General features: G+C 34.6%; 21 protein-coding genes and 1 pseudogene. 7 read left to right on the top strand and 15 right to left on the bottom strand.

The window, feature by feature from the left end:
* Window positions 1-153: 153 nt before the first annotated feature.
* The 3 genes from ACK1U5_RS25520 to fdhF form a co-directional block, all read right to left on the bottom strand.
* Entirely contained in the window at window positions 154-2,025 is a 1,872-nt protein-coding gene (locus tag ACK1U5_RS25520; protein ID WP_001164705.1) for a glycerophosphodiester phosphodiesterase, read from the bottom strand.
* 155 nt (window positions 2,026-2,180) lie between these two features.
* Window positions 2,181-2,663, bottom strand: coding sequence for a DUF1641 domain-containing protein (locus ACK1U5_RS25515; protein ID WP_001040540.1), 483 nt, complete (start codon window positions 2,661-2,663; stop codon window positions 2,181-2,183).
* Window positions 2,664-2,675: 12 nt separating this feature from the next.
* Window positions 2,676-5,612: a formate dehydrogenase subunit alpha gene (gene fdhF, locus ACK1U5_RS25510; RefSeq protein ID WP_000840682.1), complete on the bottom strand. Its 2,937-nt coding sequence runs from the start codon at window positions 5,610-5,612 to the stop codon at window positions 2,676-2,678.
* 300 nt (window positions 5,613-5,912) lie between these two features.
* Between fdhF and fdhD the strand changes: the two genes are divergently transcribed.
* Window positions 5,913-6,719 (top strand): formate dehydrogenase accessory sulfurtransferase FdhD, encoded by an 807-nt coding sequence (gene fdhD, locus ACK1U5_RS25505; protein ID WP_069605030.1) that lies wholly within the window; start codon window positions 5,913-5,915, stop codon window positions 6,717-6,719.
* 227 nt (window positions 6,720-6,946) lie between these two features.
* Entirely contained in the window at window positions 6,947-7,453 is a 507-nt protein-coding gene (locus ACK1U5_RS25500) for a GNAT family N-acetyltransferase (protein ID WP_000405884.1), read from the top strand.
* Window positions 7,454-7,957: 504 nt separating this feature from the next.
* On the opposite strand, the gene ACK1U5_RS25495 is transcribed toward ACK1U5_RS25500, so the two are convergent.
* Entirely contained in the window at window positions 7,958-8,080 is a 123-nt protein-coding gene (locus ACK1U5_RS25495) for a hypothetical protein (protein WP_001085006.1), read from the bottom strand.
* A gap of 329 nt (window positions 8,081-8,409) precedes the next feature.
* Here ACK1U5_RS25495 and ACK1U5_RS25490 point away from each other — a divergent pair, with 329 nt between their 5' ends.
* The 3 genes from ACK1U5_RS25490 (at window position 8,410) to ACK1U5_RS25480 (ending at window position 11,259) form a co-directional block, all read left to right on the top strand.
* Window positions 8,410-9,081 (top strand): response regulator transcription factor, encoded by a 672-nt coding sequence (locus tag ACK1U5_RS25490; protein WP_000238959.1) that lies wholly within the window; start codon window positions 8,410-8,412, stop codon window positions 9,079-9,081.
* A gap of 65 nt (window positions 9,082-9,146) precedes the next feature.
* On the top strand, window positions 9,147-10,601 hold the full coding sequence (locus ACK1U5_RS25485; RefSeq protein ID WP_000041027.1) for a HAMP domain-containing sensor histidine kinase: 1,455 nt from the start codon (window positions 9,147-9,149) through the stop codon (window positions 10,599-10,601).
* Window positions 10,602-10,746: 145 nt separating this feature from the next.
* A complete protein-coding gene (locus ACK1U5_RS25480; RefSeq protein ID WP_000351212.1) occupies window positions 10,747-11,259 on the top strand; it encodes a GNAT family N-acetyltransferase in 513 nt (170 codons plus the stop codon).
* Window positions 11,260-11,291: 32 nt separating this feature from the next.
* Here ACK1U5_RS25480 and pdxR read toward each other — a convergent pair whose 3' ends face one another.
* Window positions 11,292-12,692 (bottom strand): MocR-like pyridoxine biosynthesis transcription factor PdxR, encoded by a 1,401-nt coding sequence (gene pdxR / locus ACK1U5_RS25475; protein ID WP_000891927.1) that lies wholly within the window; start codon window positions 12,690-12,692, stop codon window positions 11,292-11,294.
* Window positions 12,693-12,812: 120 nt separating this feature from the next.
* On the opposite strand from pdxR, the gene ACK1U5_RS25470 reads away from it, so the two are divergent.
* Both ACK1U5_RS25470 and ACK1U5_RS25465 read left to right on the top strand, forming a co-directional pair.
* On the top strand, window positions 12,813-13,739 hold the full coding sequence (locus tag ACK1U5_RS25470; protein ID WP_001059051.1) for a DMT family transporter: 927 nt from the start codon (window positions 12,813-12,815) through the stop codon (window positions 13,737-13,739).
* A gap of 187 nt (window positions 13,740-13,926) precedes the next feature.
* On the top strand, window positions 13,927-14,448 hold the full coding sequence (locus tag ACK1U5_RS25465) for a DUF4871 domain-containing protein (protein ID WP_000719682.1): 522 nt from the start codon (window positions 13,927-13,929) through the stop codon (window positions 14,446-14,448).
* A gap of 291 nt (window positions 14,449-14,739) precedes the next feature.
* On the opposite strand, the gene ACK1U5_RS25460 is transcribed toward ACK1U5_RS25465, so the two are convergent.
* From ACK1U5_RS25460 to ACK1U5_RS25415, 10 genes and pseudogenes are all read right to left on the bottom strand, one after another.
* The gene (locus ACK1U5_RS25460) at window positions 14,740-15,939 is read right to left on the bottom strand and encodes an NAD(P)-dependent malic enzyme (RefSeq protein ID WP_000880782.1); all 1,200 of its coding nucleotides are present in this window, start codon (window positions 15,937-15,939) and stop codon (window positions 14,740-14,742) included.
* 59 nt (window positions 15,940-15,998) lie between these two features.
* The gene (locus ACK1U5_RS25455) at window positions 15,999-17,345 is read right to left on the bottom strand and encodes a 2-hydroxycarboxylate transporter family protein (RefSeq protein ID WP_000512722.1); all 1,347 of its coding nucleotides are present in this window, start codon (window positions 17,343-17,345) and stop codon (window positions 15,999-16,001) included.
* A gap of 122 nt (window positions 17,346-17,467) precedes the next feature.
* Entirely contained in the window at window positions 17,468-18,175 is a 708-nt protein-coding gene (locus ACK1U5_RS25450) for a response regulator (RefSeq protein ID WP_000598689.1), read from the bottom strand.
* Window positions 18,172-19,776: a sensor histidine kinase gene (locus ACK1U5_RS25445; RefSeq protein WP_069605048.1), complete on the bottom strand. Its 1,605-nt coding sequence runs from the start codon at window positions 19,774-19,776 to the stop codon at window positions 18,172-18,174. Before ACK1U5_RS25445 ends, ACK1U5_RS25450 begins: the two co-directional genes overlap by 4 nt.
* 78 nt (window positions 19,777-19,854) lie before the next feature.
* Window positions 19,855-20,673: a methyl-accepting chemotaxis protein gene (locus ACK1U5_RS25440; protein WP_432804035.1), complete on the bottom strand. Its 819-nt coding sequence runs from the start codon at window positions 20,671-20,673 to the stop codon at window positions 19,855-19,857.
* A gap of 120 nt (window positions 20,674-20,793) precedes the next feature.
* Window positions 20,794-21,696, bottom strand: a pseudogene (locus ACK1U5_RS25435) (HAMP domain-containing protein); the annotation flags it as partial.
* A gap of 394 nt (window positions 21,697-22,090) precedes the next feature.
* Complete coding sequence (locus ACK1U5_RS25430) at window positions 22,091-22,840, bottom strand: C39 family peptidase (protein ID WP_002004381.1); 750 nt, start codon at window positions 22,838-22,840, stop codon at window positions 22,091-22,093.
* A 13-nt stretch (window positions 22,841-22,853) separates the two neighbouring features.
* The gene (locus ACK1U5_RS25425) at window positions 22,854-23,675 is read right to left on the bottom strand and encodes a hypothetical protein (RefSeq protein ID WP_061140046.1); all 822 of its coding nucleotides are present in this window, start codon (window positions 23,673-23,675) and stop codon (window positions 22,854-22,856) included.
* A 233-nt stretch (window positions 23,676-23,908) separates the two neighbouring features.
* Window positions 23,909-25,159 (bottom strand): sensor histidine kinase, encoded by a 1,251-nt coding sequence (locus ACK1U5_RS25420; RefSeq protein WP_000715829.1) that lies wholly within the window; start codon window positions 25,157-25,159, stop codon window positions 23,909-23,911.
* The gene (locus ACK1U5_RS25415) at window positions 25,156-25,827 is read right to left on the bottom strand and encodes a response regulator transcription factor (protein ID WP_001238623.1); all 672 of its coding nucleotides are present in this window, start codon (window positions 25,825-25,827) and stop codon (window positions 25,156-25,158) included. Before ACK1U5_RS25415 ends, ACK1U5_RS25420 begins: the two co-directional genes overlap by 4 nt.
* Window positions 25,828-25,872: the final 45 nt, after the last annotated feature.

The following is a 25,872-nucleotide window of genomic DNA, read 5'->3' as shown; positions in this document are numbered from 1 at the left end:
TATTATACCTCTTCAAAATAAACAGTAACCTTTTATTATTTGACAATAATTTAACATTGTAAGAAACCTAAGCGATAACGTATACATATACAGTTATTATTTTACTCAATACTTTAGAGATATATTCTTTTCAAAAAAAATAGCTGCTAGCATTTAGCTAGCAGCTGGGTAACTTATAAATAACTTAGAAAATAAATCATCTGTCGTTTCAGTAATTTTATCAAACAGATCACTTTCTTCCGCTTCTTGCTCTTTTAACATCTTAATTGTTTCACGTGCATCTTCAGGGTAATCGGTTATGATACCATCTACGTTCAACTTATAATATGCCTTTAAATTTTCCATATCATTTACTGTCCATACGTAAATTGGTTTGTTTAACTTCCTTGCTTCTTTTACTAATTTCTTATTTAACATATATTCTTCTGCTACGTAAAAGTCAGCCTTCACATTCTTTAAGTTAGCTCTACTTGCATACAATATATACCCTACTTTTATATCTGGATTTGCACGCTTAAACTCTTTAATAAGTGGATAGTGTAACGTTTGAATTACACATTGCTTCTCAAATTCATTATCTTTAATCGTTTTTAAGACTTTGTTTACAAAATCTTTTTCGCCCCCATGAAGCTTCACTTCTATATTAAGTTTGATTTTGCCATTTGCTAGCTTAATGATTTCATCAAGTGTACTTATTTGTCCTGAAAGTCCATCTTGACTAAGGGTAAGCTGCCTTAACTCAGCCATCGTTAAATCTGACACATGCACATTGGCATTTGCGAGACGTTTCAGCTTCAAATCATGTATAACCGCTAGTTCACCGTCTTTCGTTTGTAATACATCTATTTCAGCGTAGTCTGCTTTTGCATCAATAGCACCTTGCACAGCTTCTTTCGTATTTTCTACACCTTTTGATATATACCCGCGGTGCGCCATAATAATCGGTTCTTTATATGAATTTGAAATAAACGTTACAATGAAAGCAACGACCATTCCGGCAGTAATAATTCCTACAATGTATACGCCAATGAATTTCCAACGATGTTTTTGGAAGAAACATTTATCTGCTTTCGTTTTCGAATAATCTAATCCTTCTTCTAATAAAACATCCTCAACCGGTACCTTTTGTAAGTATAATCGCGTAATCGCCATAATATAAAATGGCGTCACGATAAAGCTGAATAAATACAATGTGCTCGTTAAAAATACAGAAATCGTTGATTCAGCTAATAATGCAAATGTTCCTTTCGGGTTTGTAAATTCATAAACACCCCATAGGCACAATAAATATATTCCCAAAAACACGACATATACAATTCCAATTGAAATAAAAAATCCTACTAAAAAGAATAGTACTTTAAAAAAGCTTTCCTTTACTAAAGTTGCACTTTTACGTGCTGCCACGCGAAATGGTTTTTGCTCTAAAACAACAATGGGTAGAACGAAAATCCATCGAAGATTCAAATACGCGACTACAGCAAAGAACGTGTAATAACCAACTTGTCCCATCGTTGTCTTAAACAGTTCTCCTGTAATAAAGTTAGGAATTTGAATTTGCGGGATTAATGCCGTTTCATATCCCATATTTAAAAGAGGCAACAATACGACAGCATATAAAATAAATCCTGGTAAGCAATATGTGAAAAGAGTAGGTAAATACGTTACCGTTTTATATAAAATCGGACGTAATTTCACCTTCTGTCTTTTATGAGCGAAATACGAAATAATAATAAGCACTGCAAATTCTGTAAAGATAAGAAACAGTGCTAACAATGATAAAATTACGATTGCTAAGATGCCATAAGGCGTCTTTAAAAACGCTAATAATTCATCATTTGTCGCATTTGCATAACCAGCAAAATACAATAACTTATTAAAAATGATTCCAAATAGTGGAACAAACACAATCGCTGCTAATAATTTATAAGCAAGTTGAAAAGTTAATACATTCCAAAAAGCAAATTTAACTGTTTGAAAGGAATGTCTCATTACTCCTGGTATAGATAGTTTTTTACGGTGTTGCATATATTCCTCCAAATTCTAAAACGGTATTTGAGATGGATTCCATATTTCAAGTTCTAATCCATCTTTTTAATAATAATATATTCCGCTTAACATGAACACTCTTATACATATAATGAAAAAAGTGATGGCTACTTCCCATCACTTTTTCATTTATTCTATTTTTTCTCTAGGCCTTGTCCAAATGCTTTCAAAAAGCTAAAACCGAATGTAATAGCTCTATTGATATCTGGATCTTTTAATACTTTAAAGAAATCCATTACTTTTGTTTTTTTACCACTATTTAATTCATCTGTTGCAAATTGCAATCCTGTAACTAAACTTGACGTAATTTGCTTCGTTATTTCTGGATCAACTGAAGATAACGCTTCTCCTGCCCCCATCATATTGTTGAGTGCATTTTTAACTGGTTCACGATTTAATTGCTCCACAGCGATTTTTGAAACATCTTCCTTCGCAGCAAGTAAACTAATTGCTGCATCTAATATACCAGCCTTCTGCAACTGTGCTAAAAGCTGCATCGTTTCTTCTACTGCTTCACGATTATTAGATAACTCATTTAGAAGTTCATCTGCTACTTGCTGTTTCTGTTCTTCCTCTGTTACAACTTTCTTTTTAATTACAGTAATTTCTTTCGCCACTATCTCCGCCCCCTAGTCCACAAGTGATACGTATTGTTTTCTTTGCCATTTTTGCTGGATTTCAACACCATTTTGCGGATTACGCTTTTTATCTCTCGGGTTTGAAGATGGTAACGGACGATTCCCTTTTTCACGTAGTACACGCATCTTTACCATCGTTTGTTTATACGCTGGTGTACACGTATAAAGATCTGTCGCCGTTCCAGTTAAAATATTGATTGCCTCTTCATTTACCGTTGCATGCATCGGTAAATATAGCTCTTTCCCCGTTACACGATCTGTAACAAGTGCCTGTACTTTAATTTTCCCAAATGGTGATGCTAATTCTACAAGACCACCATCTTTCACATTGCGCTCTAGGGCAAGTTCAGGCGAGATTTCAACGAACACTTCAGATACTTTAGATAAAATACCAGCCGATTTATTCGTCATATTTCCTTCATGGAAATGTTCTAACATACGACCATTATTTAAAAGTAAATCATACTCATCTGGTGCTACAACTGGTGGTACCCATTCATCTAATGATAAACGAGCGAGTTTATCTGGGAAGTTAAATCCGTCTACATATAATAGCGGTGTATCGCTACCATCATGACTACCCCAACATAAACTATTCCATCCTTCTAGACGGTCGTACGTTGCTTGAGAGTATAACGGTGCAAGTGACGCGATTTCGTCCATAATTTCACTTGGACTTTCATAATTCCAATCCCCACCTAGTGCACGAGCAACTTTTTGTAAAATCCACCAGTCTGGTTTTGAATCACCAAGCGGCTTCAATACTTCATATAATCTTTGAATGCGGCGCTCTGTATTTGTAAACGTTCCTTCTTTTTCTAAGCTTGGTGCCGCTGGTAAAATAACATCAGCAAAACGAGCTGTTTTCGATAAGAACATATCTTGAACAACAAGGAAATCTAAATTCGCTAAAATATGTTGTACATGGTTGGCATTCGAATCTACTAAAGCCATTTCTTCACCCATAACATACATACCACGCAGTTTTCCTTCATCTGCCGCAAGTAACATTGCAATATTATTTAAGCCTGGTGCTTTCGGAATTGTAGTACCGTATGCTTTTTCAAATTTCGCACGGAGCGCATCATCTGAAACCGCTTGGTAACCTGGAAGCCAGTTTGGTAATGTTGCCATATCACAAGCGCCTTGTACGTTATTATGTCCGCGTAATGGGTATGCTCCTGCACCAGGACGACGATAGTTACCCGTAACAAGCAATAGATTTGAAATTGCTGCTGAAGTTGTACTTCCTCCAGTATTTTGAGTTACACCCATTCCCCAAAGTACACAAGTACCATCTGCTTCATATACCATACGAGCCATTTCTTTCAGATTTTCTTTCGAAATCCCCGTGATTTCTTCTGTATAATCAAGCGTATACTTTTCTACCATTTTGCTATATTCATCAAAATTCTTCACATTTTCAGCTATGAACTTTTTATCGTGCCAATCTTGATCAATAATATATTTCGTAATACCAGCGAGCCATACGTAATCAGTTCCTTGGCGCGGATGAATGAATAAATCCGCACGCTCTGCCATTTCATGTTTACGAAGGTCTGCCACAATTAATTTTTGGTCATGTAATTTATGTGCACGTTTTACACGCGTTGCAAGTACAGGATGTCCTTCTGTTGGATTTGCTCCAACGATAATGACAAGGCCTGCTTCCGCAATATCTTTCACTGTTCCAGCGTCCCCGCCCATACCGACAGTTTTAAATAAACCGTCTGTTGCTGGAGATTGACAATAACGGGAACAGTTGTCTACATTATTCGTTCCATATATTTGACGGGCTAGTTTTTGCATAAGATAATTTTCTTCATTCGTTACTTTCGAAGAAGAAATAAATCCAAATGCATCACTTCCATATTCTGATTTAATATGCTGCATATTGGATGCAACAACTTCAAGAGCCTCTTCCCATGAAGCTTCAACAAACATATCTCCTTGGCGAATTAATGGCTTTGTAATACGATCTTCACTGTTTACAAAATCCCATCCAAATTTGCCTTTTACACATGTGGAAATACCGTTAACCGGCGCATCTGAAACAGGCTGTACTTTCAAAATGTGGCGGTCTTTCGTCCATACTTCAAATGAACAACCTACACCACAAAATGTACAAACTGTTTTTGTTTTATTCACTTTCGTCTTACGCATCGCAGCCTCTACTTCTGAAACTGCTAAAATACTACTATATCCAGGTTCTACATCCTTTACAAAATCAATCATCGGATCTAACACATCCGGTTTCAATCCTGTCATGAATCCAGCTTCACCCAGCATTGTTTTTTCCATTAACGCATTACATGGACATACTGTTACACACTGCCCACAACTTACACAAGATGAGTCATTTATACTTACACCATTGTCCCATATAACACGTGGACGGTCTAAGCTCCAATCAATCGATATAGTTTCATTCACTTGTAAGTTTTGACATACTTCTACACACTGCCCACAAGCAATACATTGATTTGGATCATACCGATAAAACGGATGTGACATATCCACTTCACACGCACTTACTTTTGGCTCATACGGATATTTCTGTTCCTCAATTCCCATCATATGTACTGTATTGTGGACTTTACAGTTACCATTATTGTTATCACAAACGGTACAATACAGTAGATGATTCTCTAATATTCGATCCATTGCCTCAGTCTGTGCCTCTTTTGCACGCTGGGACTGTCTTTCGATATGCATACCGTTCTCTAATTTCGTTGAACAAGCACGCATTAACTTCCCATTTACTTCTACAATACACGTATCACAAGTTTGAATTGGATCTACTTCTGGTACATGACAAATTTGAGGATGTTCCAAATTACTCTCGTTAAATAATTGTAGTATCGTCTTTTCACCTGATGCAGAAAATTCTTTACCATCGACGGTTACACGGACTGTCTGTTCTGCCATAGTTTCCCCTCTCCTTACAACCAACTGTACAACACAATTATGAATCCGTTTTCAAAATCGCATTACTGTACATATTTTTGAAACGCTCTACCCAAATACTTTCTTATGAAGTCGATTCTAGATGTTATAAGGTATAACTACGAAAGCTTGAAATTATCACTATTCTACAGTTCTATTATATCGTACATATACAATAATAACCAAAATAATCTGTGATCTTCTTGTTAATAGGTGTTTTTATTTTTCCCATTGTTTTATGATAAATGTGGGAGAGAAATACATATAAAAGGGGAATTTAATATGGGGCCTACGCAAGAGACTTATACAATTGTACGCTATCAATCTGGTACATTTTCAAAACAGCTTGATGAGATTGTTACAGAATCTCCTATTACTATTAAGTTGAATGGTGAAGAATATGTAACAGTCGTATGCACATCAAATTATATTGAAGATATGGTAATTGGTTTTTTAATTTCTGAGGGGATTATTTCTTCCTATAAAGATGTTGAAGAACTATGGGTTCAAAAAGATAACGGAATTGTCCATGTAAAATCATCAAAAGTGAATCCGCTCTATCAAACTTTATATAATAAACGATACATCACTTCTTGCTGTGGAAAAGGTAGACAAGGTTTTATTTTCGTAAACGACGCAGCAAAAGCAAAAGACTTACATGATATACATGTAAAAATTACTCCTGAAGAATGCTTTCACTTAATGAATACCTTGCAACAATCTTCTACTACATTTCGCCAAACTGGCGGTGTTCACAATACCGCGCTATGTGATCGAAACAATATCCTCCTATCAAGAATGGATATTGGAAGACATAATGCATTAGATAAAATATATGGTCATTGTTTGCGTAACGATATATCCATTAAAGGAAAAATTATCGCATTTAGCGGACGTATTTCATCCGAAATTTTACTCAAAGTTTCAAAAATCGGATGTGAAATTGTTCTATCTAAATCCGCTCCAACAAAACTGGCATTGCAACTTGCCCATGATTTAGGCATTACAGTCGTAGGGTTTATTAGAAATGAATCTTGTAATATTTACACACATCCAAAACGAATTGATGGCTATCAATCCAATGTTTAAAAAATAACTCCTCAATCGAGGAGTTATTTTAGTTATAAAAATGTAACATATTAAACACTTGAATAGTTAACAAAGTTAATATATAATTTCATTACATAATTAAAACAAAACATTGTAGCATATATCTTTTCATTCTTTTACAAATTAAAAGAGAATACTAACAAAACATATACTCAATCTTATAAAAGTAATGGATTTATTTGAAATCCACCAGGGAGGTTACAACTATGGAAATTCGCTTATTAACAACAGAGGACGCAGAAATATATTTAAAAGTTTGTATGGAAGGTTTAACGAAGAATCCGGAAGCTTTTAGCTCTTCTTATGAAGATGTTCTTAAACATGAAAATCCTGTGGCTGCTATGGCTAAACGATTAAGCAATCCGGATAAGTATACTCTAGGTGTCTTCAAAGATAATGATTTAATTGGTATCGCTACTTTAGAAACAAAACCATTTATTAAACAAGAACATAAAGCAAAAATTGGCTCCGTTTTTGTTTCCCCAAAAGCACGTGGTCTCGGAGCAGGACGAGCTCTAATTAAAGCAATTATTGAAAATGCCGATAAATTACATGTAGAACAACTCATGCTTGATGTTGTAGTTGGTAACGTTGGTGCAAAAAAATTATATGAGTCATTAGGTTTCCAAACTTACGGCGTACAAGAGCGTTCATTAAAACACAATGGTCAATATTGGGACGAGGAACATATGGTTCTGTTCTTAAATGATTAATACTTCAATATAAAGTGAAACTTTACTCAGTGTTTTTTCCATCCCCTACTGAGTATTAGTTGAACCAATCGGGCTTTTACGGGCAGTTATCGCCCACCTAACTCCCTCGCATTCGCTGAATTTTAAGGTGGGAGTTACTGCCCACAAATAGCGGGGTAGTTTTCCAAAAACATCTTTCTTAATAAGAAAGATGTTTTTTTACATTACAACAATGTAATCTTCATGTCACCTTTATCGATCGTACCAATCCTTACCATTCATTATACTAAAAATATAAAGTGAAACTTTACTCAGTGGGGAACTACATCCCACGCCGATCGCATGTACTTGATATGTAGAGGAGAATGTGATATGAAACAAAACAAACGAGCTATGCTTTTAATATTTACTACAGCAATTGTAACTTCTGGGTTAGCAATTTTACCTTGGTTTATCATATAGGAATACTCCCCTAACAATGAAAAAAGCTGATTGCTTCTTAAGAAGCAATCAGCTTTTTTTATATTATAAAATCCCCAAAATTTTATTTACGCAACTTATAATAATAACCATAGATACGGCAACGCACATGACAACCGTATTACGATCTTGCTTTTCTTTTTTTGAAATTTCTTCTTTTGAATTCATGTGTATGATCTCCTTTTAAAAAAAGTGTGAGATAGGAAATTTTTCTTATCCGATGCGAGGTGAATACGAAAACCCTCTCTATCTCACATACACAATAGAATGGAATTGTCATTTTATAAATAAAATGACATGACGTTATGTCGCAACATAGGGTATTTTGTGTCGCTACGTTTTCTATTATAAAAAATAGTTGTGCAAAACTAGTGCATTTTTTATGTCAATTACTCTGAGCGAAAAATAACTCTTCCACTCAATCACATAAAAAGAGTTTTTTATTATTTTCATGTAAACTATACAAGTAGAATGAACAGTTTGGGGTGCACAAGATTATGGTAAAAATTTTATTAGTAGACGATGAAGAACGTATGTTACGATTATTAGATCTGTTCTTAAGCCCTCGCGGCTATTTTTGCATGAAAGCTACCTCTGGCCTTGAAGCACTAAATTTAATCGAACAAAAAGAATTCGATATTATTTTATTAGATGTTATGATGCCAAATATGGATGGATGGGATACTTGCTATCAAATTCGTCAAATTTCCAATGTTCCTATCATTATGTTAACAGCTCGTAATCAAAACTACGATATGGTGAAAGGCCTCACGATGGGCGCAGATGATTATATTACAAAACCATTTGATGAGCATGTATTAGTCGCACGAATCGAGGCTATATTACGCCGTACAAAAAAAGATGGCTTTGTTAGTTTCAATGGTATTGAGTGGGATAAAACGAAACATACTGTCACAGTTTATGATGAAAAAATCTCATTAACTCCTATCGAATTTTCGTTACTCGGACTATTTTTGCAAAATACAAACCGTGCTTATAGCCGAGATGATTTAATCGAAAAAATTTGGGGCTATGAAACAGATATCGAATATAGAACAATTGATTCACACATTCGTAATATCCGTGATAAACTACGCAAAAAAGGATTTCCAATTGAAGATTACCTAGAAACGGTCTATAAAGTCGGATATAAATGGAAAAGTGAATAATTACTTCGGTCAGTGGGAAATCGTATACCACTGACTCTTTATTATGAATAAGGTATGGTGAAAAAATGAGTAAACTTTCCCTTAAAATTGGGACATACTTTTTAATATTAGCTTTATGTATTGAAACAATTGCTTTCGTATCTTTTTATAAAAGCCTTTCAAAAATGCGTATTGTAGAGGAAACAGATGCTCTTTTAGAGAAAGGTAATCGCTATAGTAAAAAAATTAAAAGCCGCGAGAGACGGGATGAATATTATAAAGAAATGAAACACGCTGAACATAATAAAAGTCCTAAACGCCCTGTGTATCCTGAATTCGATATTACGAATGAGGCTGCACACTTAGTTGAATCGGAATCAATTTCTAACTCCGATATAGCTATCATTATTACTGACCATAACGGCAAAATTATTTCCACCTCAGAACCCGTAACAAAAGATATGCAAAAACAACTTACTTGTAAAACAGAAACTGTCCCAGACGGCGGATTGGTCGTTGAAAGGAACTGGAAAAAATCAAAGTTCATCACAACAGTAAGCCCACTTAACACAACAAAGTTTCAAGGAAAGCTATATATGCTATTAAAAACATCTTTCCTAGAAAATATGTTACTTAAACTCATGAACCAATTTCTTATCATTAGCGTTTTAACAATTATTTTAACAACAATTTCTGTCTTTGTTTTTTCACGCGTTATTACAGAACCACTTGTAAAAATGAAGAGAGCGACAGAAAAAATGTCAAAATTAAATAAGCCAATTCAATTAGGTATTAAACGGAATGATGAACTCGGAAGTTTAGCAAAAACAATTGAAGATTTATCGAGTGAACTTACGTATATGAAAAAAGAGCGCAATGAATTTCTCGCTAGTGTCGCTCATGAACTATTAACTCCATTGACCTATATGAAAGGTTATGCAAAGGTAGCAAAGAGAGACTCTTTAACAAAAGAGGAGCGAGAAGAATACTTACAAATCATTGAGGATGAAACGGATAGTGTAACCGATCTCGTCCAAGATTTATTTATGCTTGTACAATTAGAACAACACCAATTTGTTATAAAAAAACAAAAAGTGCTTCTTCAGCCATTTTTAGAACGAATGGTTGAAAAAACAAAAACAACATTAACGAATAAGCAAATGCAACTTCACGTATATTGCAAAGATGATTTAGAAGTTTGTATAGACGAAAGACGTATGGAACAAGTTATGTTAAATTTATTACACAACGCTTATCAACATTCGCCAGAAAACACATCCATTACGATACGTGTACTCATGGAAACAGATTCTTTTACAATAAGTGTACAAGATGAAGGTGAAGGTATTCCTGAAGAAGATATCCCGCATATTTTTGACCGTTTTTATCGTGTTGATAAATCTAGAACACGAGCTACAGGCGGAAAAGGCATCGGGCTAGCTGTTGCAAAGGAAATTGTAGAATTGCATAACGGTTCTATTCTAGTAACAAGCCAATTAGGAGCGGGAACAAACTTTATAATCAAGCTACCTTTTGAATAATATGCGTGTGAAAACACCAGTAGTAGTAAACACTACTGGTGTTATTTTGTTCATAAAAACAGCTCATATAAGCTAAGCTTTTGAAATTATTCTTATTTCAATATAAAATAAAGGTACATTTGCAAAGATTTGGAGGGTGATATAATTGGATATCCATGTATTAACAAAAGACGAAGCAGAAATTTACTTAGAACTTCGCGTAGAAGGATTAAAGCAAAACCCTGAAGCATTCAGCTCTTCTTATGAAGATATTATTAATAAAGAGTGTGCGATTGAATATAAAGCACAAAAATTAGCACAAGATGAAAACTATACGCTAGGTGCATTTAAAGATGGAAAATTAATCGGGGTTGCAACACTGGAAACGAAACCATATGTAAAACAAGAACATAAAGCTAAAATCGGTTCTGTATATGTATCTCCAAAAGCACGCGGACTTGGAGCAGGAAAAGCACTTATTAAAGAATGTCTTGAGCTTGCTAAATCTTTAGAAGTAGAACAAGTTATGCTTGATGTTGTTGTTGGCAACGATGGAGCGAAAAAACTTTATGAATCATTAGGTTTTAAAACATTCGGTGTACAAGAACGTTCATTAAAATATAACGGACAATATTGGGACGAAGAGCATATGGTCTTATTCTTAGATGAAAATAAATAATAAAAAACATCCTCATGTTTGGAGGATGTTTTTTACTTTCTTGTAAACCATGCCGTGTGTAATAATTGAATCGCTTTCGCAATCTCTTCCTCTGATAATATCGCAAACCCAAGTAAAACTACACTCTCAGGCGCCGTACCGTCTTTATAGTACGTAGACACAGGATATATTTTAATACTATATTTCGCAGCTTCTTGAATTAATTCTTCTTCCTGCATTCCATTATGCACTTTTAATAAAATGTGTAATCCGGAATCTTCTCCTATCACTTCAACACGATTAGAGAAATACTTCTCTATTTCAAAAACAAGTCTATCTCTCTTCTTTCGGTAGACAACACGCATTTTATGAATATGTTTTTCCCAATATCCTTCATTTAAAAATCTTCTAATCACTTCTTGATCTATTCTTGAAACACTTTGTGTATAAAATAAATATTGCTGTTGATACTTTTTAATTAATTTCTTCGGCAACACCATATAGCTCATCCGTAGCGATGGCAATAATGCTTTAGATAGCGTCCCCATATAAATAACTTTCCCCTCTGTATCTAACCCTTGCAGCGCCGGTATAGGTTTTCCAGAATAACGAAATTCACTATCATAATCATCTTCAATAATATACCTGCTCTCTTCTTTCTTTGCCCACTGTAAAAGCTGCATCCTTCTCGTAATAGGCATAATCATTCCATATGGAAACTGATGGGAAGGTGTAACAAATACAACATTCGCATTGCTATTTTCTAAATCTGCAATACAAATTCCATCTCTATCTAAAGATAACATTTGGACTCTTGCTTCTCCCTGTTCAAAAACAACCATCTTTCTATGATACCCTGGGTTTTCAACTGCATAATTGCTTCCCTTTAACAATTGAAACAATAGTTTCACTAATATTTGTGTTCCCGCTCCTAATACAATTTGACTAGCTGAACAACGCACACCTCTAGATTCATACAAATAATTCGTAATCTCTTCTCTTAAGCTTGCTTCCCCTTGAGGGTGTCCTAGAAAGAGAAGTTCGTTATTATGCGGTTGCCATACTTCATTTACAATTTTCCGATACATATTAAATGGAAAAGCATTTGTATCAATTCCTGTTTGTGTAAAGTCAAATTTATAACGCTTCTCCTGAAACGGGACTTCTTCTATCCTCTCTTCGCTATCCTCTACATGAACCATTTGCTCAATCTTGCATACAAAATAACCTTTTCTCGATATCGATTCAATATAACCTTCTGCAAGTAATTGTTCGTAGGCTGCCTCTACTGTATTTTTACTTACTTGTAAATGTATCGCTAACTTTCGCTTAGCCGGTAATTTCGTAAAAGGGACAATCGATCCATCTTTAATCTCTTTTTTTATATACTCATACAATTGCACATATAATGCCTTTTTACTATTCACATTTAAATTAGGCGTTAATTCTAACATAATATCTGACCCCTTAATAAAACTAAAATCTGATACTTTTTACAGTACCAGATTTTATATATAATTCCTTTTATCATGTCACACATCAAAAATCAAATACCGGAGAGGAGAAACATGATAATGAACAATGGTAGACGTATCGGACTCATTATGATTATTACAGGGGCTACATTATGGGGATTATCTGGTCCAATGATTCAGTGGCTATTTCAGCATACTAATGTATCCTCAATTGATTTTTTAACAATTCGATTGTTACTTGCAGGAATATTTATTTTGTCTTTCTTACTTATAAAGAAACAAAACATATTTCAAATTTGGAAACACCCTAGATATTCTATACAACTTATTATTTTCTCTATTCTCGGCATGCTTGGTGCGCAATACGCCTTTATCGAAACGGTTCATATTAGTAACGCGGTCACAGCAACGCTATTTCAATTTCTAGGTCCTGTTCTTATTACCATGTATGTTGCATTTGAACAAAGAAAATTCCCTGCTTCCATGCAACTATTCGCAATTATAGCCGCGCTAATAGGAACATACTTTATTATTACAAATGGCTCAATTGAAAATATTGTTTTATCTAAAGAAGCTATTATTTTTGGACTATTAACAGCAATTGGATTTGCATTTTATACCCTTCATCCAGCTTCGCTTATTAAAGCATGCGGAACAACTATAGTAATTGGTTGGGGGATGTTAATCGGAGGAATTGCACTACTTATTTATAATCATTCATTCGGGTGGAATCAATTTTCACAAACCTTTACACTAAAAACTTTTTCTATGCTTATTCTTATCATTATTAGTGGTACCCTTTCTTTCCTTCTGTATATCGGTAGTCTTAAATATTTAGCAGCAACAGAAACAAGCATTTTATCTAGCATTGAACCCCTTGTAGCTGCCATCGTTTCAATCACTTGGCTAAGTGAATCTTTTGGAGCATATCAATTATTAGGCGGCATATGTATCGTTCTATCCGTTATTTTTTTGACGATGCCCCAAAAAGAAACCGAACCAACCTATACAACGGAACAAATATAAAATGAAACTTTAATTAGTGGGGCTATCTCCCACTGATTATTAACCTACACCAATCGGGCTTTTACGGGATACAAAATGTCAAAAGAGGTCGTACAAAACTTACGACCTCTTTTGACATTTTAAAGGAATTGTCCCGCCTTCTAGCAAATACAATTACACTAACAATAAAAACTAGGAGTGTGGCACCATGAAAAAAATCGGAACTATGCTACTTCTCTCCTTTCTCATCACTGGATGCACACAAGCACAACCTGATTCAAAAGCATCTAAAACTGAAGCTGTCGCAACGTCCAATCAAGTGAACGCACCTTCCTTCTTTCATCTTAGTGTTTTAAAAGATGTAAATTGGGAAGAAGCACCCTCATTCATAGACGGAAAAATACCTTTAAAAGGCATCGAAGGAAAAATCGCAATGGCTGATAGTCCTATTATCGCAAATGAACAAAATGAAATAATGTGGTACTTTCTAGATTCTGAAATACCAACTGGAAAATTGTCTATTATTGCGCTAAAACAAGGATCTGTAACGCCAACACCAGTACTCTTTCAAAAAGAAATTTCCAAACAAACTTGGACTACTTCAAATACAATCAATTCTACTACAAGCGAACTCCCTCTCGCTATGTCACTACCTTCATCTGGATTATGGTTATTAAATATATATGTGAATGAAAAATATTATGATCAGTTTGTAATCACCGCTGAGTAAAGTGACAAAAATAAACCACTTTCTTACAACAATGTAATTTCTACGTCATGTACTTCGATAGTTGAATTATCTCTCTTCTCTTATACTTAAAGTAAGAAATGAATGAGGAGAGATGAGAGATGAAAAAAATGATAGAAGTAATCGTAGCAATAACTGAGGTTTTAGTGAATGGTAAACAAGTTGCAATGGAATTAAATAAATAGTGAAGAAACATAAATAATTCTACACTTCTTCATTATTTTGATTTCTTATCTCAAAAAAGCAGTGCCTTTTAGGCACTGCTTTTAGCTATTAATAACGTGGTATTTTCGTAATTTGTGCCACGCCTGAATCAATAGCTGCTTTCGCTACTGCTTCCGCAACACTTGGAACAACTCTTTTATCTAATGGATTCGGGATTACATAATTCGCATTACGTTCTTCATCAGTAATGATGTTAGCGATCCCATATGCTGCCGCTAATTTCATCTCTTCTGTAATATCAGTTGCGCGCACATCTAACGCACCGCGGAATATTCCGGGAAACGCCAATACATTATTTACTTGATTCGCATAATCCGAGCGCCCAGTTCCTACTACAGCTGCCCCAGCCTCTAATGCATCCTCAGGGAAGATTTCTGGAATTGGATTCGCCATTGCAAACACAATTGCTTTCTCATTCATCGTCTGTACAAGTTCTTTCGTTAATACGTTAGGAGCAGATACGCCAATAAAAATATCAGCTTGGTTAATCGCTTCTTTTAACGTTCCACGCACATGTTCACGATTTGTCTTTTTTGAAACTTCAATTTGTGCTTCGTTCATCCATGTTTCACCTTCACAAACAATACCTTCTAGGCTAACTAGCGTAATGTGCTTTGCACCAGCCTTTAATAATAATTTTCCAATTGCAATTCCTGCCGAACCCGCACCGTTAATAACGATTTTCACATTATCCATTTGTTTGCTAACAACTTTTAATGCATTAATAACAGCTGCTAAAACGACAATAGCTGTTCCATGTTGATCATCATGGAATACAGGAATATTCGTTTCTTCTTTTAATCGTTTTTCAATTTCAAAACAACGCGGTGCTGCAATATCTTCTAAATTAATCCCTGCAAATGTAGGCTCTAAATTTTTTACAAGGGTAACGATTTCATCTACATCCGTTGTGCCTAAACATAATGGGAAAGCATCTACATTCGCAAACTTCTTAAACAAAATACTTTTTCCTTCCATAACAGGCATAGCCGCTTTCGGTCCAATGTTTCCTAAACCGAGTACCGCTGTTCCATCTGAGACAACTGCCACCATATTACCACGTGCTGTATAGTCATACACCGTTTCTTCATCTGCCGCAATTGCTTTGCAAGACTCCGCTACACCTGGTGTATACGTCAGGCTTAAATCATCCGCTGAATTTACTTCTACTTTACTTGTAATTTCAATTTTCCCTACTAATTCTTTATGCAATAACAATGATCTTTCATTAATTTGATTTGCTAACATACTTATAATCTCCCCTTAATTTGACAAGCTAGCTATATGAATATAGCTAGCTTGTTTGATCATGAAAACATCTTTAATAATATTGTCGCCGTTACAACCATTGCCGCCCCGCCTAAACGAGTCGAAATTTGCGCGAACGGCATTAATTCCATACGATTTGAAGCCGATAAAATAGCAACATCTCCAGTTCCACCTAAACCGCTATGACATCCAGTTACAATCGCCGATTCAACTGGATACATCTTCATCACTTTCCCTACAAGAAAACCTGATGCTACCATTGTAAGAACAACCGATGCGCACACAACAACATATCCTACTGAAAGAACTGCTGCTACGTCTTTTAACGGAATATATAGCAATCCTAATCCAACCATTAAAGGCCAAGTTAAATTCTTCGAAATAAATTTATATAAATGGAATGCTCCTTGCTCCATTTTTGCTGGCATTAATTTAAAGTATTTCACAAGCGCTGCTGAGAAAATCATAATGATTGCCCCAGGAATACCGATGAACTTAGAAGCAAATCCTCCGAAGATGAAGAACGTACACGCAATTAATAAACCTGCTCCCATTAATGAGAAGTCAATTGGCTTCTCTGTATTTTGTTCTTTTAATAATTCTGCTTGATTGTCTGTTTTCACTAATACACCGTTACCACTAAGCTCCGGTTTCTTCTCACCTAAACGCTTCATATACCCTGCACTTACAATTGCGAACATATTTCCAATAATAGCTGCTGGAATAAGCTGTGATACAAACGTTGCTGATGATTCATTTAAAATATCACTATAAGCTAGCGACAATGGTAAAATCCCTTCCCCGATACCACCACTCACAATTGGTACGATGATAAAGAAGAATGTGTGCTTCATTTCAAATCCAAATAATGAACCGACCAATAATCCTACTGCTACAGAAGCTAACGTCCCTACTACTAAAGGAATAAACATGCGAACGAAACCTTGTACTAACACTTTACGGTTCATTCCTAAAATACTTCCGACTACTAAACAAGAAATATATAAATATAAAAAGTTCGATTTTTTCATTAACATAGTCGCAGCTTCCATTGAAGCTGGATTCATCCAGTTAAAAAATACAAGTAATGATGGAATAAATAACGAAAGTATTGCTGGACCGCCGATATTTTTTAAAATTGGAATTCTCATCCCAATATCACCTAAGAAAATCCCCATGATCATAATAACTGCAAATCCACCAATCATATCTGCTGGCAATTTATTATATACAGATGCCCCATAAATAATAGCAGCCAATACTACATATAACGGTAAAGGTATAACACCGATTTTTACATTCATAATTTTAGAAGCGAAAGATTCTCTTTGTACTTCATTTCCTTCAGAAAATGATACCGCTTCCACATTCTTTTGAATTCCCATATGGCACCCCCTCGTTTTCTTAATAACAATATTAAAACGCTTTCAATAGTAAAAATAGTTTTTGTAAGTTTTGTAATTGATTTTGTAATTAAAAAAAGTATAAGCGACTTATATTAAGTCGCTTATACGTAAAACTCTATTTTCTTTTGATCAACACATCTTAATTTACTTACAGGTCTTCCCACATGTTGGTACATCATTTCGTTTTCTAACACCCCAATGTCAGTCAGAAACATTACATATTTTCGAATAGAAACTCTTGAAATTCCAACTAATTGTGCCATTTCATCTGTTGTAAATACTCTTCCATTCAGAGACTCGATCTTCTGCCAAATTAATTGCAACGTTTGCTTCGTTAAACCTTTCGGAAGCTCTTTAGTGACAGTAGGCTCTCTTTTTTCTTTTTGTAAAATTAACGAATCTAATTCCGATTGACTAATTTTTTGTTGTTCTTTCATGAAAGTAAATTTTTCTCGATATATAGTTAATGCCTCTTTAAATCGTTCAAATGTAAATGGTTTAATTAAATAATCTACAACTCCATATTGTAATGCTTTTTTAATACTCCCCATATCATGTACAGCTGAAATCATCATTATATCGATTTCTTTTTCTTGGTTCCGGATATACATTAAAAGCTCAAACCCAGTCTCTTCAGGCATAAAAATATCAAGTAATACTAAATCTACTCGTGATTTCTCTAATACTTCTATCGCTGACTTTACTGAGTTAACTGCTTGAACAAGTTCAAACCCTCCTACTTGTTCTAAATAATGCGTATTTAACATTGCTACCATCGGGTCATCTTCTACAATTAAAACTTTAATCATATTTGCCTCTCATCCCTACCTTTAGGTATTTCAATTGTTATCGTTGTTCCCTTTCCTACTAATGAATGCATATGAATTTCCCCATTTATTCGCTGTATACTTTCTTTTACAAGATACAAACCATAACCGCGGTTATCTCCCTTTGTGGAATAACCTTTCGTAAATAATTCCTCTATTTCTTTTTCTTGTATACCTTTTCCCGTATCTTGTACTGTAATAGTTAGTATATCCCCATGTTGTATCTCAACTTCAACTTGCTTCTTTTCACAATTCGTCACTGCTTCTAATGCATTATCAATTAAATTTCCGACAATCGTAATAAGTTCATGAGTAATACTTTCATCAGCTATTTCCGGCATATAAGAATCTTCACTTATAATTAATTTTATATTTTTCTCTCTAGCATAGCTGAGCTTACCTAGTAAAAAACCAGCAAATACTGGACTTTTTATTCTTTTCATAACTCCACCAATTTCATATTGATGCTCTGATACCATGCCGCTTATATACTTCTGTAATTCTTCATACTGTTTCATATGTGTAAGCCCTAATACGACATGCATCTTATTCATAAACTCATGAGATTGTGCCCGTAATGCTTCTGCATATAGTCTAATACCAGTTAGTTCCTCTGCTAGTTTTCTAATCTCTGTTTTATCACGAAATGTTGCAATTGCACCAACTATTTCTCCTTTTACATATAAAGGAACTCGATTCGTCACAATCGTAATTCCATAAATATTTTGTTCTTCGTTTAATTGTACTTCTCCCGTTTGCAATACTTCTTTTATACGTGAATTTGGCATATACAACTCAACATCTTTACCGATAAAATCTTCTTCAAGTCCGCTTTTTTTAAATAGACGTTTCGCTTCATTATTAATTAACGTTACTCTAGCCTCTTTATCTACAGCAATAATACCTTCCTTTACAGATTGTAGCATCGTATTTCTTTCTTCAAGAATTTTTGCTATCCTGTGCGGCTCAAGACCGAATAAACTTTTCTTTATATGTCTAGCTAGCAATATTGCTCCTATAATTCCGACTAATACACCCACTCCGACACCAATATAAATGATATGTCTACTTTCCTTAACTCTCTCTTTTACATTATCTGCTGAAATACCAACAGCCACTGCTCCAAGTTGTTCACCTGTTTCAGAAAATATTGGTACAAACACTCGCATGGAAATACCTAAAGTTCCTTCTGCTAACGATACATGTTCTTTTCCTTTCAATGCAGGCCCTTCATCTCCCCCAATAAAATGATGCCCTATTTTTTGAGGATTTGGATGTGACTTTCTTATTCCATTCATGTCCATAACTACAATAAATTGAACACCTGTGTTTTGTAATATTCTATTTGTATACGTTTGGATTGCAGAGGTATCTGCTTTCCCAACCAAACCATCGATTACAATCGAATCATTCGCCACAATGTGTGCAATTGTTTTTGCTTTCTCTGCTTGGCTATCCTCCGTCGTCCGTTCTACATTATGACTAATTAATATATCTGTCACAAGTAAAGAAAAAATTACAACTGTACAAACTAACAATGTAATCGTTTTCCATAAATTCCATAGTCTTTTTCTTTTTTTCATCCTGTTAATGACTCCCCTAATTGCTGAATAGAAAAATAAGTAAGGTGATATTATTTTCACCTTACTTATCTGCTGTTATTATACTTTAAATTTACTAGTCATCGCTTGTAGTTCTTCTGCCATCTCAGCTAAGTTTTGCGAAGCTGAACTAATTTCCTCCATGGAATTAACCTGTTCTTCTGTTGAAGCTGCAACACTTTGCATACTAGCTGTATTTTCTTCTGCAGCAGCTGCAATTTCATCAATAGCATTTGTCACTTCATTTGCATCTCCAGCAATTCTCTTCGTTGTTTCTACCATTTGATTAACTTGAGAAACAATATGTGTAGTAGAACTTAAAATTTCCGTAAAACTTACTTTCGTTTTTGTTACAACATCAAGGCCTTGTTGAACTTCTCCATTCACATTATCCATCGCCTTAACAGTATGTTCAATATCCGCCTTAATTTCTGCAATTAAATTTGCAATCTCTCCAGATGACTCTCCTGATTGCTCTGCTAATTTTCTAACCTCATCTGCTACAATAGCAAATCCTCGTCCCTGTTCACCTGCTCTTGCTGCTTCAATAGCCGCATTTAAAGCTAATAAGTTTGTTTGAGTTGCAATGTTTTGAATTGCTTCAGAAATAGCTCCTACTTGCTTTGATTTCTCATCAAGAAGTTTAATAATAGCATCTGACTCGGATACCGACCTAGAAATAGACTGCATTTGTTTTGCGGTTTGTTCAACTAAATCTTCTCCCTCTTCAGCTCTTTCACGGGCATGTAATGAGGAAATAGAAATTGACTCTGCGCTTCCGGTTACATCTTGAATTGCTGTATTTACTTGTTGTAATGTAGCAGCACCTTCTTCAACACCTTGACTTTGTGACTCAGCCCCACCTGATACTTGTTCCATCGCAATTGTAATTTGATCTGTCGCATCATTTGCTTGCTGTACGCTCGCTGTTAACTCTTCAGCCGATGCTGCAACATGTTCTGCTGAAAAGCTAATTTGGGTAATAACATCTTGTAAAGACGTAGACATTTCATTAAATGAATTCCCTAATTTCCCTATGTCATCCTTGGAATGGATTGTAATTTTCTCTGTTAAATCTCCCTTACTAATTTTATATGCCGATTCAGCTATTTTTCGTAATGGCCCTGTAATAGACTTTGTAATGAAATAAATTAATATACTACCAAATGCAATAGCAATAGCAATAACAATCAAAGTCTTATAAAATACTGGATTCGCAGCTTGGGTAATTTCTTCATCAAACATAACTCCAACTACTTTCCAGCCCGTTTTCTCATTTGTTGCAAAGATTAAATTCTTTTTATCATCTTGTTCTGTATAAGAGACATTTCCTTGTTTTTCTTCATAAATCGGTTTAATCCAAGGATCAGTAACTTTTGCACCTGGTTTTCTAGATGGATGACTAACAATTTGCTTATTTTGATCTAAAATAACTGCATAACCTTTTTCACCAATGTTAATCATTTTGGAAATTTTCAAGATGTTATCTAAATTTAAGTTAATTCCTATAACACCTTTACCATCTTTTACTTCTTTTGCAATTGTTACTACCATATTTTTTGTAGATGCTGATTGATATGGTGCAGTAACAATTACTTTCCCTTTATTTTCATGTGCTTCTTTATACCAAGATCTATCTGTTGGATTATACCCATCATCCATTTTGATAAATGGTTCTCTTATAAACTTTCCCGTCTCTGTTCCAATATAAATACCTTCTACTTCTGGATGAAGTTTTATATATTGCGCTAGCTTCGTTCTTACTATTTCTTCCTGTCCATTTGGATAGGTATCCTCTGTTAAGATGTCTGCAAAGTACGTCGCATCAACAAATTTCTCTTCTATATTTTGAGAAATAACAGTATTTAAAATCGAAATATTCTCCTTTGCTTTAGCTGTCATTTGATGTTCAAAATTTGTTTTGGCAGTTTGATATGAAACACCACCGATAATAATTCCTGGTATAGTTAAAATAATAAAAAATGAAATGATTAATTTTTTATTGATACTCATACATTTAACCCCGTTAAATATTTTTTGCATAATAAGCCTCCTTTATGTAATGTGGATACTTGTGTCATTTTATACAATTAACATATATAAAACAATATATAATGATAACATGTAAATTTTTCGTCAATTATGCATTTTTACATATTCACTCCTTCTAAAGATGTAATCATAAAAAAATAAGAGAACTTCAGCTTATATAATAAGTTCAAGTTCTCTTATTTCGTAACAAAAAACCCCCACAAAAACTCCTCTTACAATTCCTTACATCTCTTTCCTTACTCATTCATTTAGAGCTTTTCACATAACTAATCGCCTGACTCCCCATTTGCATCCATGCCTTTTCAAAACTTTCTCTCGGTATTTTTACATCTAAACTTTCATTAAGAGGATCTCGAATATATACAAATTCCTTATCATATCCAATAAGCACTACACAATGTTCATTATACGTAATTGAAACATCTCCACTATTTGTTTCCCATGTAGTAAATTCATCTGCATCTAATGGTGCAAATGTTGCATTTGTGATCATGACTACCGGTTGTCCTGCTTTTACACTCTTATAAATTTCTTCTATATTCTTCCCTGTTAAGTCTACAGCTTTATTAGGTAAATATTTTTCCGCTAACTGAAAAAGTGGCCCATGATATACACCGTATCCTGATTCAGAAAATGTATAAATATTACCTACAAATCCTTCATTTGGATTCCCGCGCACACCATCATCTATAAAATCAACTTTTTTTATTTCATTTGCTAATGTCATCTTATCCACTGAAACACCAGCGTATTGTAACATCATCGCTAAGCTTGTCACTTCACAGCCTCGATCTAGCTCTGGTAGTTGCTGAATTAATGGTACACTTGATAAAATGACCTTTTCATCATTATTACTAAATTCCGGTTCTTTTCCGTTTTGTATATTGAAGAATGTCAACTTCTCCACATACTTTGTAACTCCATTTGTATATACACTCCATACCGCTATAGCTAGTAATGCTATACATATATACCACTTAAACCTCCGTATCACTCTCACGCCCTTTTTAGTTCGTTAAATAAGAATAAAATGCGTCAGCATCCGTTCGAATCACTGGTACAAAATTTAGTTCTTTTTCTCTCTCAGGTTGATCTTTTTTTATTTTTGCTGTTAGCTCTTGAATATTCATGTTCGCTTTGTCCATATTAAGCTCATCTGCCAATTGTAGCACCTTTTGTTCATTAATTTCTCTTAATACTTGATATATATCTTTCCCATACAAATCAATATGATATTTTTTTGCTTCTTCCTGCACTTTTTGTTCGTACACCTCTTGTGCTAATTCTTCAATTTCTTTTCCCTTTTGAGAAATGTCTAACTTCCCTGCTTCTTCTCTTACTTTCTTTCCATAGATTTCTTCTGCAATGTCCTCTATTTCTTTTCCATTTGTCGAAATACCTAATTTATCTGCTTCATCATTAATTTTAATCATATTAATTTGATTAATTAAATTTACAATTGATGTATTTTCTATAGATATGCCTAGTTTTAACGCTTCTTGCTTCACTTTTGTTTCATAGATTTCTTCTGACAACGTCCCAACATCTTTTCCTTCAATCGATATGCCTAACTGCTCTGCTTCCCTTCCTACTTCTGTTTCATGAATTTCTTTTTCTAGTGTAATTTGTTCTTTTCCTTCCGTTTCAATACCTAGTTTCTCTGCTTTTTCTTCTGTATGCACTGCATGTATCTTACCATTATTTAATTGTTCTTTACTGCGCTGCGTGTAATCAGTCTTTCCTTTTTGTGTTTCAGAAGGAGAGGCACCCCCTAATATACTTAAGCTCATTACTCCAATAGTGAATACCGTCATCATTTTCTTTTTCAAAATTAATTCCTCCCTCTTATACTTTCTTTCCCATCATTCCCCTAGTTTTTTTAATACTATACATACATCTCATCGCTGCTTGAGATAACATTATGATTGATAAACCCCACTCACATACACCTAGTCTCTTCTTCATGTAACGAACTTTCTTTATGCCATACATAATATAAATAGTTTCTTAACTTTACCTTAAAAAAAGACGACCTTGTGTAAAAACAAGGTCGTCTTTTTACTTATATTTTTTGGTTTTTAGGGAAAATCACTTCAAAACAAGTGCCATCTCCCCATTTGCTCTCTACTGATATTTTTCCGTAATGCTTTTCTACAATCCAATTTGCGATTGAAAGACCTAATCCAGCTCCTTCTGACGTACTTCTTGCTTTATCCCCTTGATAAAAACGATCAAATAATTTTGGAATATCTTCTTCTTTCACTCCTATCCCGTCATCTTTCACCTGTATACGAATTGAACTACTCGTTTGCGTGCAATCAATTTGAATATGCCCACCTTCATTTGTATACTTCATCGCATTATCCAACAGTATGACCATCATTTGATGAATCCGCTCTCTATCCCCCATAAAAGATACACCACGTTCTACTTTTAGCATCATTTCTTTTTCTTGATAAGAAGCAATCTCCTTATATGGAGCTACTATTTCTTCTAACAATTTATCAAGTTCAAATATTTTCTTATCCATCTCAATTTGATTAGAATCAGAACGTGCTAGCAATAATAAATTACTAACGAGTTTCGATAACCGCCTACATTCTTTTGAAATTGTAGAAATATCCATCGCTTTTTCTTCTATCGTAGCGGATGGTGACTGAAATAAAACATCCGTTTTTGATTGAATAACTGCAAGTGGTGTCCTGAGTTCATGTGATGCATCAGAAACGAATTGCTGCTGTTTCTCCCATGAATTTTGAATAGGTACGAGTGCTCTGCCAGCTAGGAAAAAGCCGATACCTATCGCACAGAGGCTTCCTATGCTACAACCTATAACGAGGATTAAAAATAAAGTATTTAACATTCCTTCTTCCGCTGTTATATCTCGCACGATTTGAACTATTTCTCCATCTTTTTGAAGCGAAAATGCTCTAAAATATCGTCCTTGTACTTTGATATCTTGTAACTCCCCTATTTTTTCCGGAGAAAACTTTTCCAAATTCTCTTCAAAAATAGAACGGAATTTACGGTTATCGCCCTCTATTTTCACTATTTTCCCATTCCAAGTTATTCTAGTTACTCGCGGATCTCCAATTTGGATATTCTCCATACGTTTTCTTGGTGGTATTTTAACATCTAATTTTTCTCTATACTGAGCCATCATTTTTATAGATTGATCCACTTCATTATAAATACGCTTATATGTGTATGAATAAATAATACTACCTAATATACCTATTAATAGGATAAATACTAATGAATTCACTATAGTCAAACGAATGCGTGTCTTTTGAAACATACTTCCCTTTTTCATTGTTCTTTTAATATATATCCAATACCTCGAACGGTTTGAATATCTTTCTGATAACCGAATGGTTCTAATTTTTTACGCAAATGATGCACATACACTTCCACAATGGCTACTGTCGTATCTGAATCAAATCCCCAAACACGATCAAAAATTTGTTCACGCATTAAAATCTTCCCGCTATTTTGAATGAGATACTCTAGCAGCTCATATTGTTTCAATGTCAACTTAATACTTTGTCCATCTACTTGAACGTCTTTATCTTTTCCGAACAATTCAATCCCTTTATAACGAATCGTTTGCTGCGTTGTTAAACTACCACTTCTGCGTAGTAAAGCGCGAATTCTCGCTTTTAATTCAGGGGCCTGGAATGGCTTAACGATATAGTCATCTCCACCAAAATCCAATCCCTTCACCCGATCTTCTAAAGAATCTCTCGCTGTCAAAAACAGGACTGGTGTTTCAATCTTTTCATCACGTATTTTTTGAATTACTTCAAATCCGTCCATCCCTGGCATCATCACATCCAGTAAAATTGCATCATATATATTTTGAAGAGCTAAAAACAATCCATCTTCTCCATTTATTGCCGTATCTACTTCAAATTCATCACGCAAAATTTGTACGATAGACTCTAATAACGAGGCATTATCTTCTACTACAAGTAAGCGCATGCTCTCACCTTCCATCAAATAGTTCAATTCTATTTATTATTACAT

The organism is Bacillus sp. XB1 (genome assembly GCF_053557995.1).
This window is presented reverse-complemented; position numbering and strand designations above follow the sequence as displayed.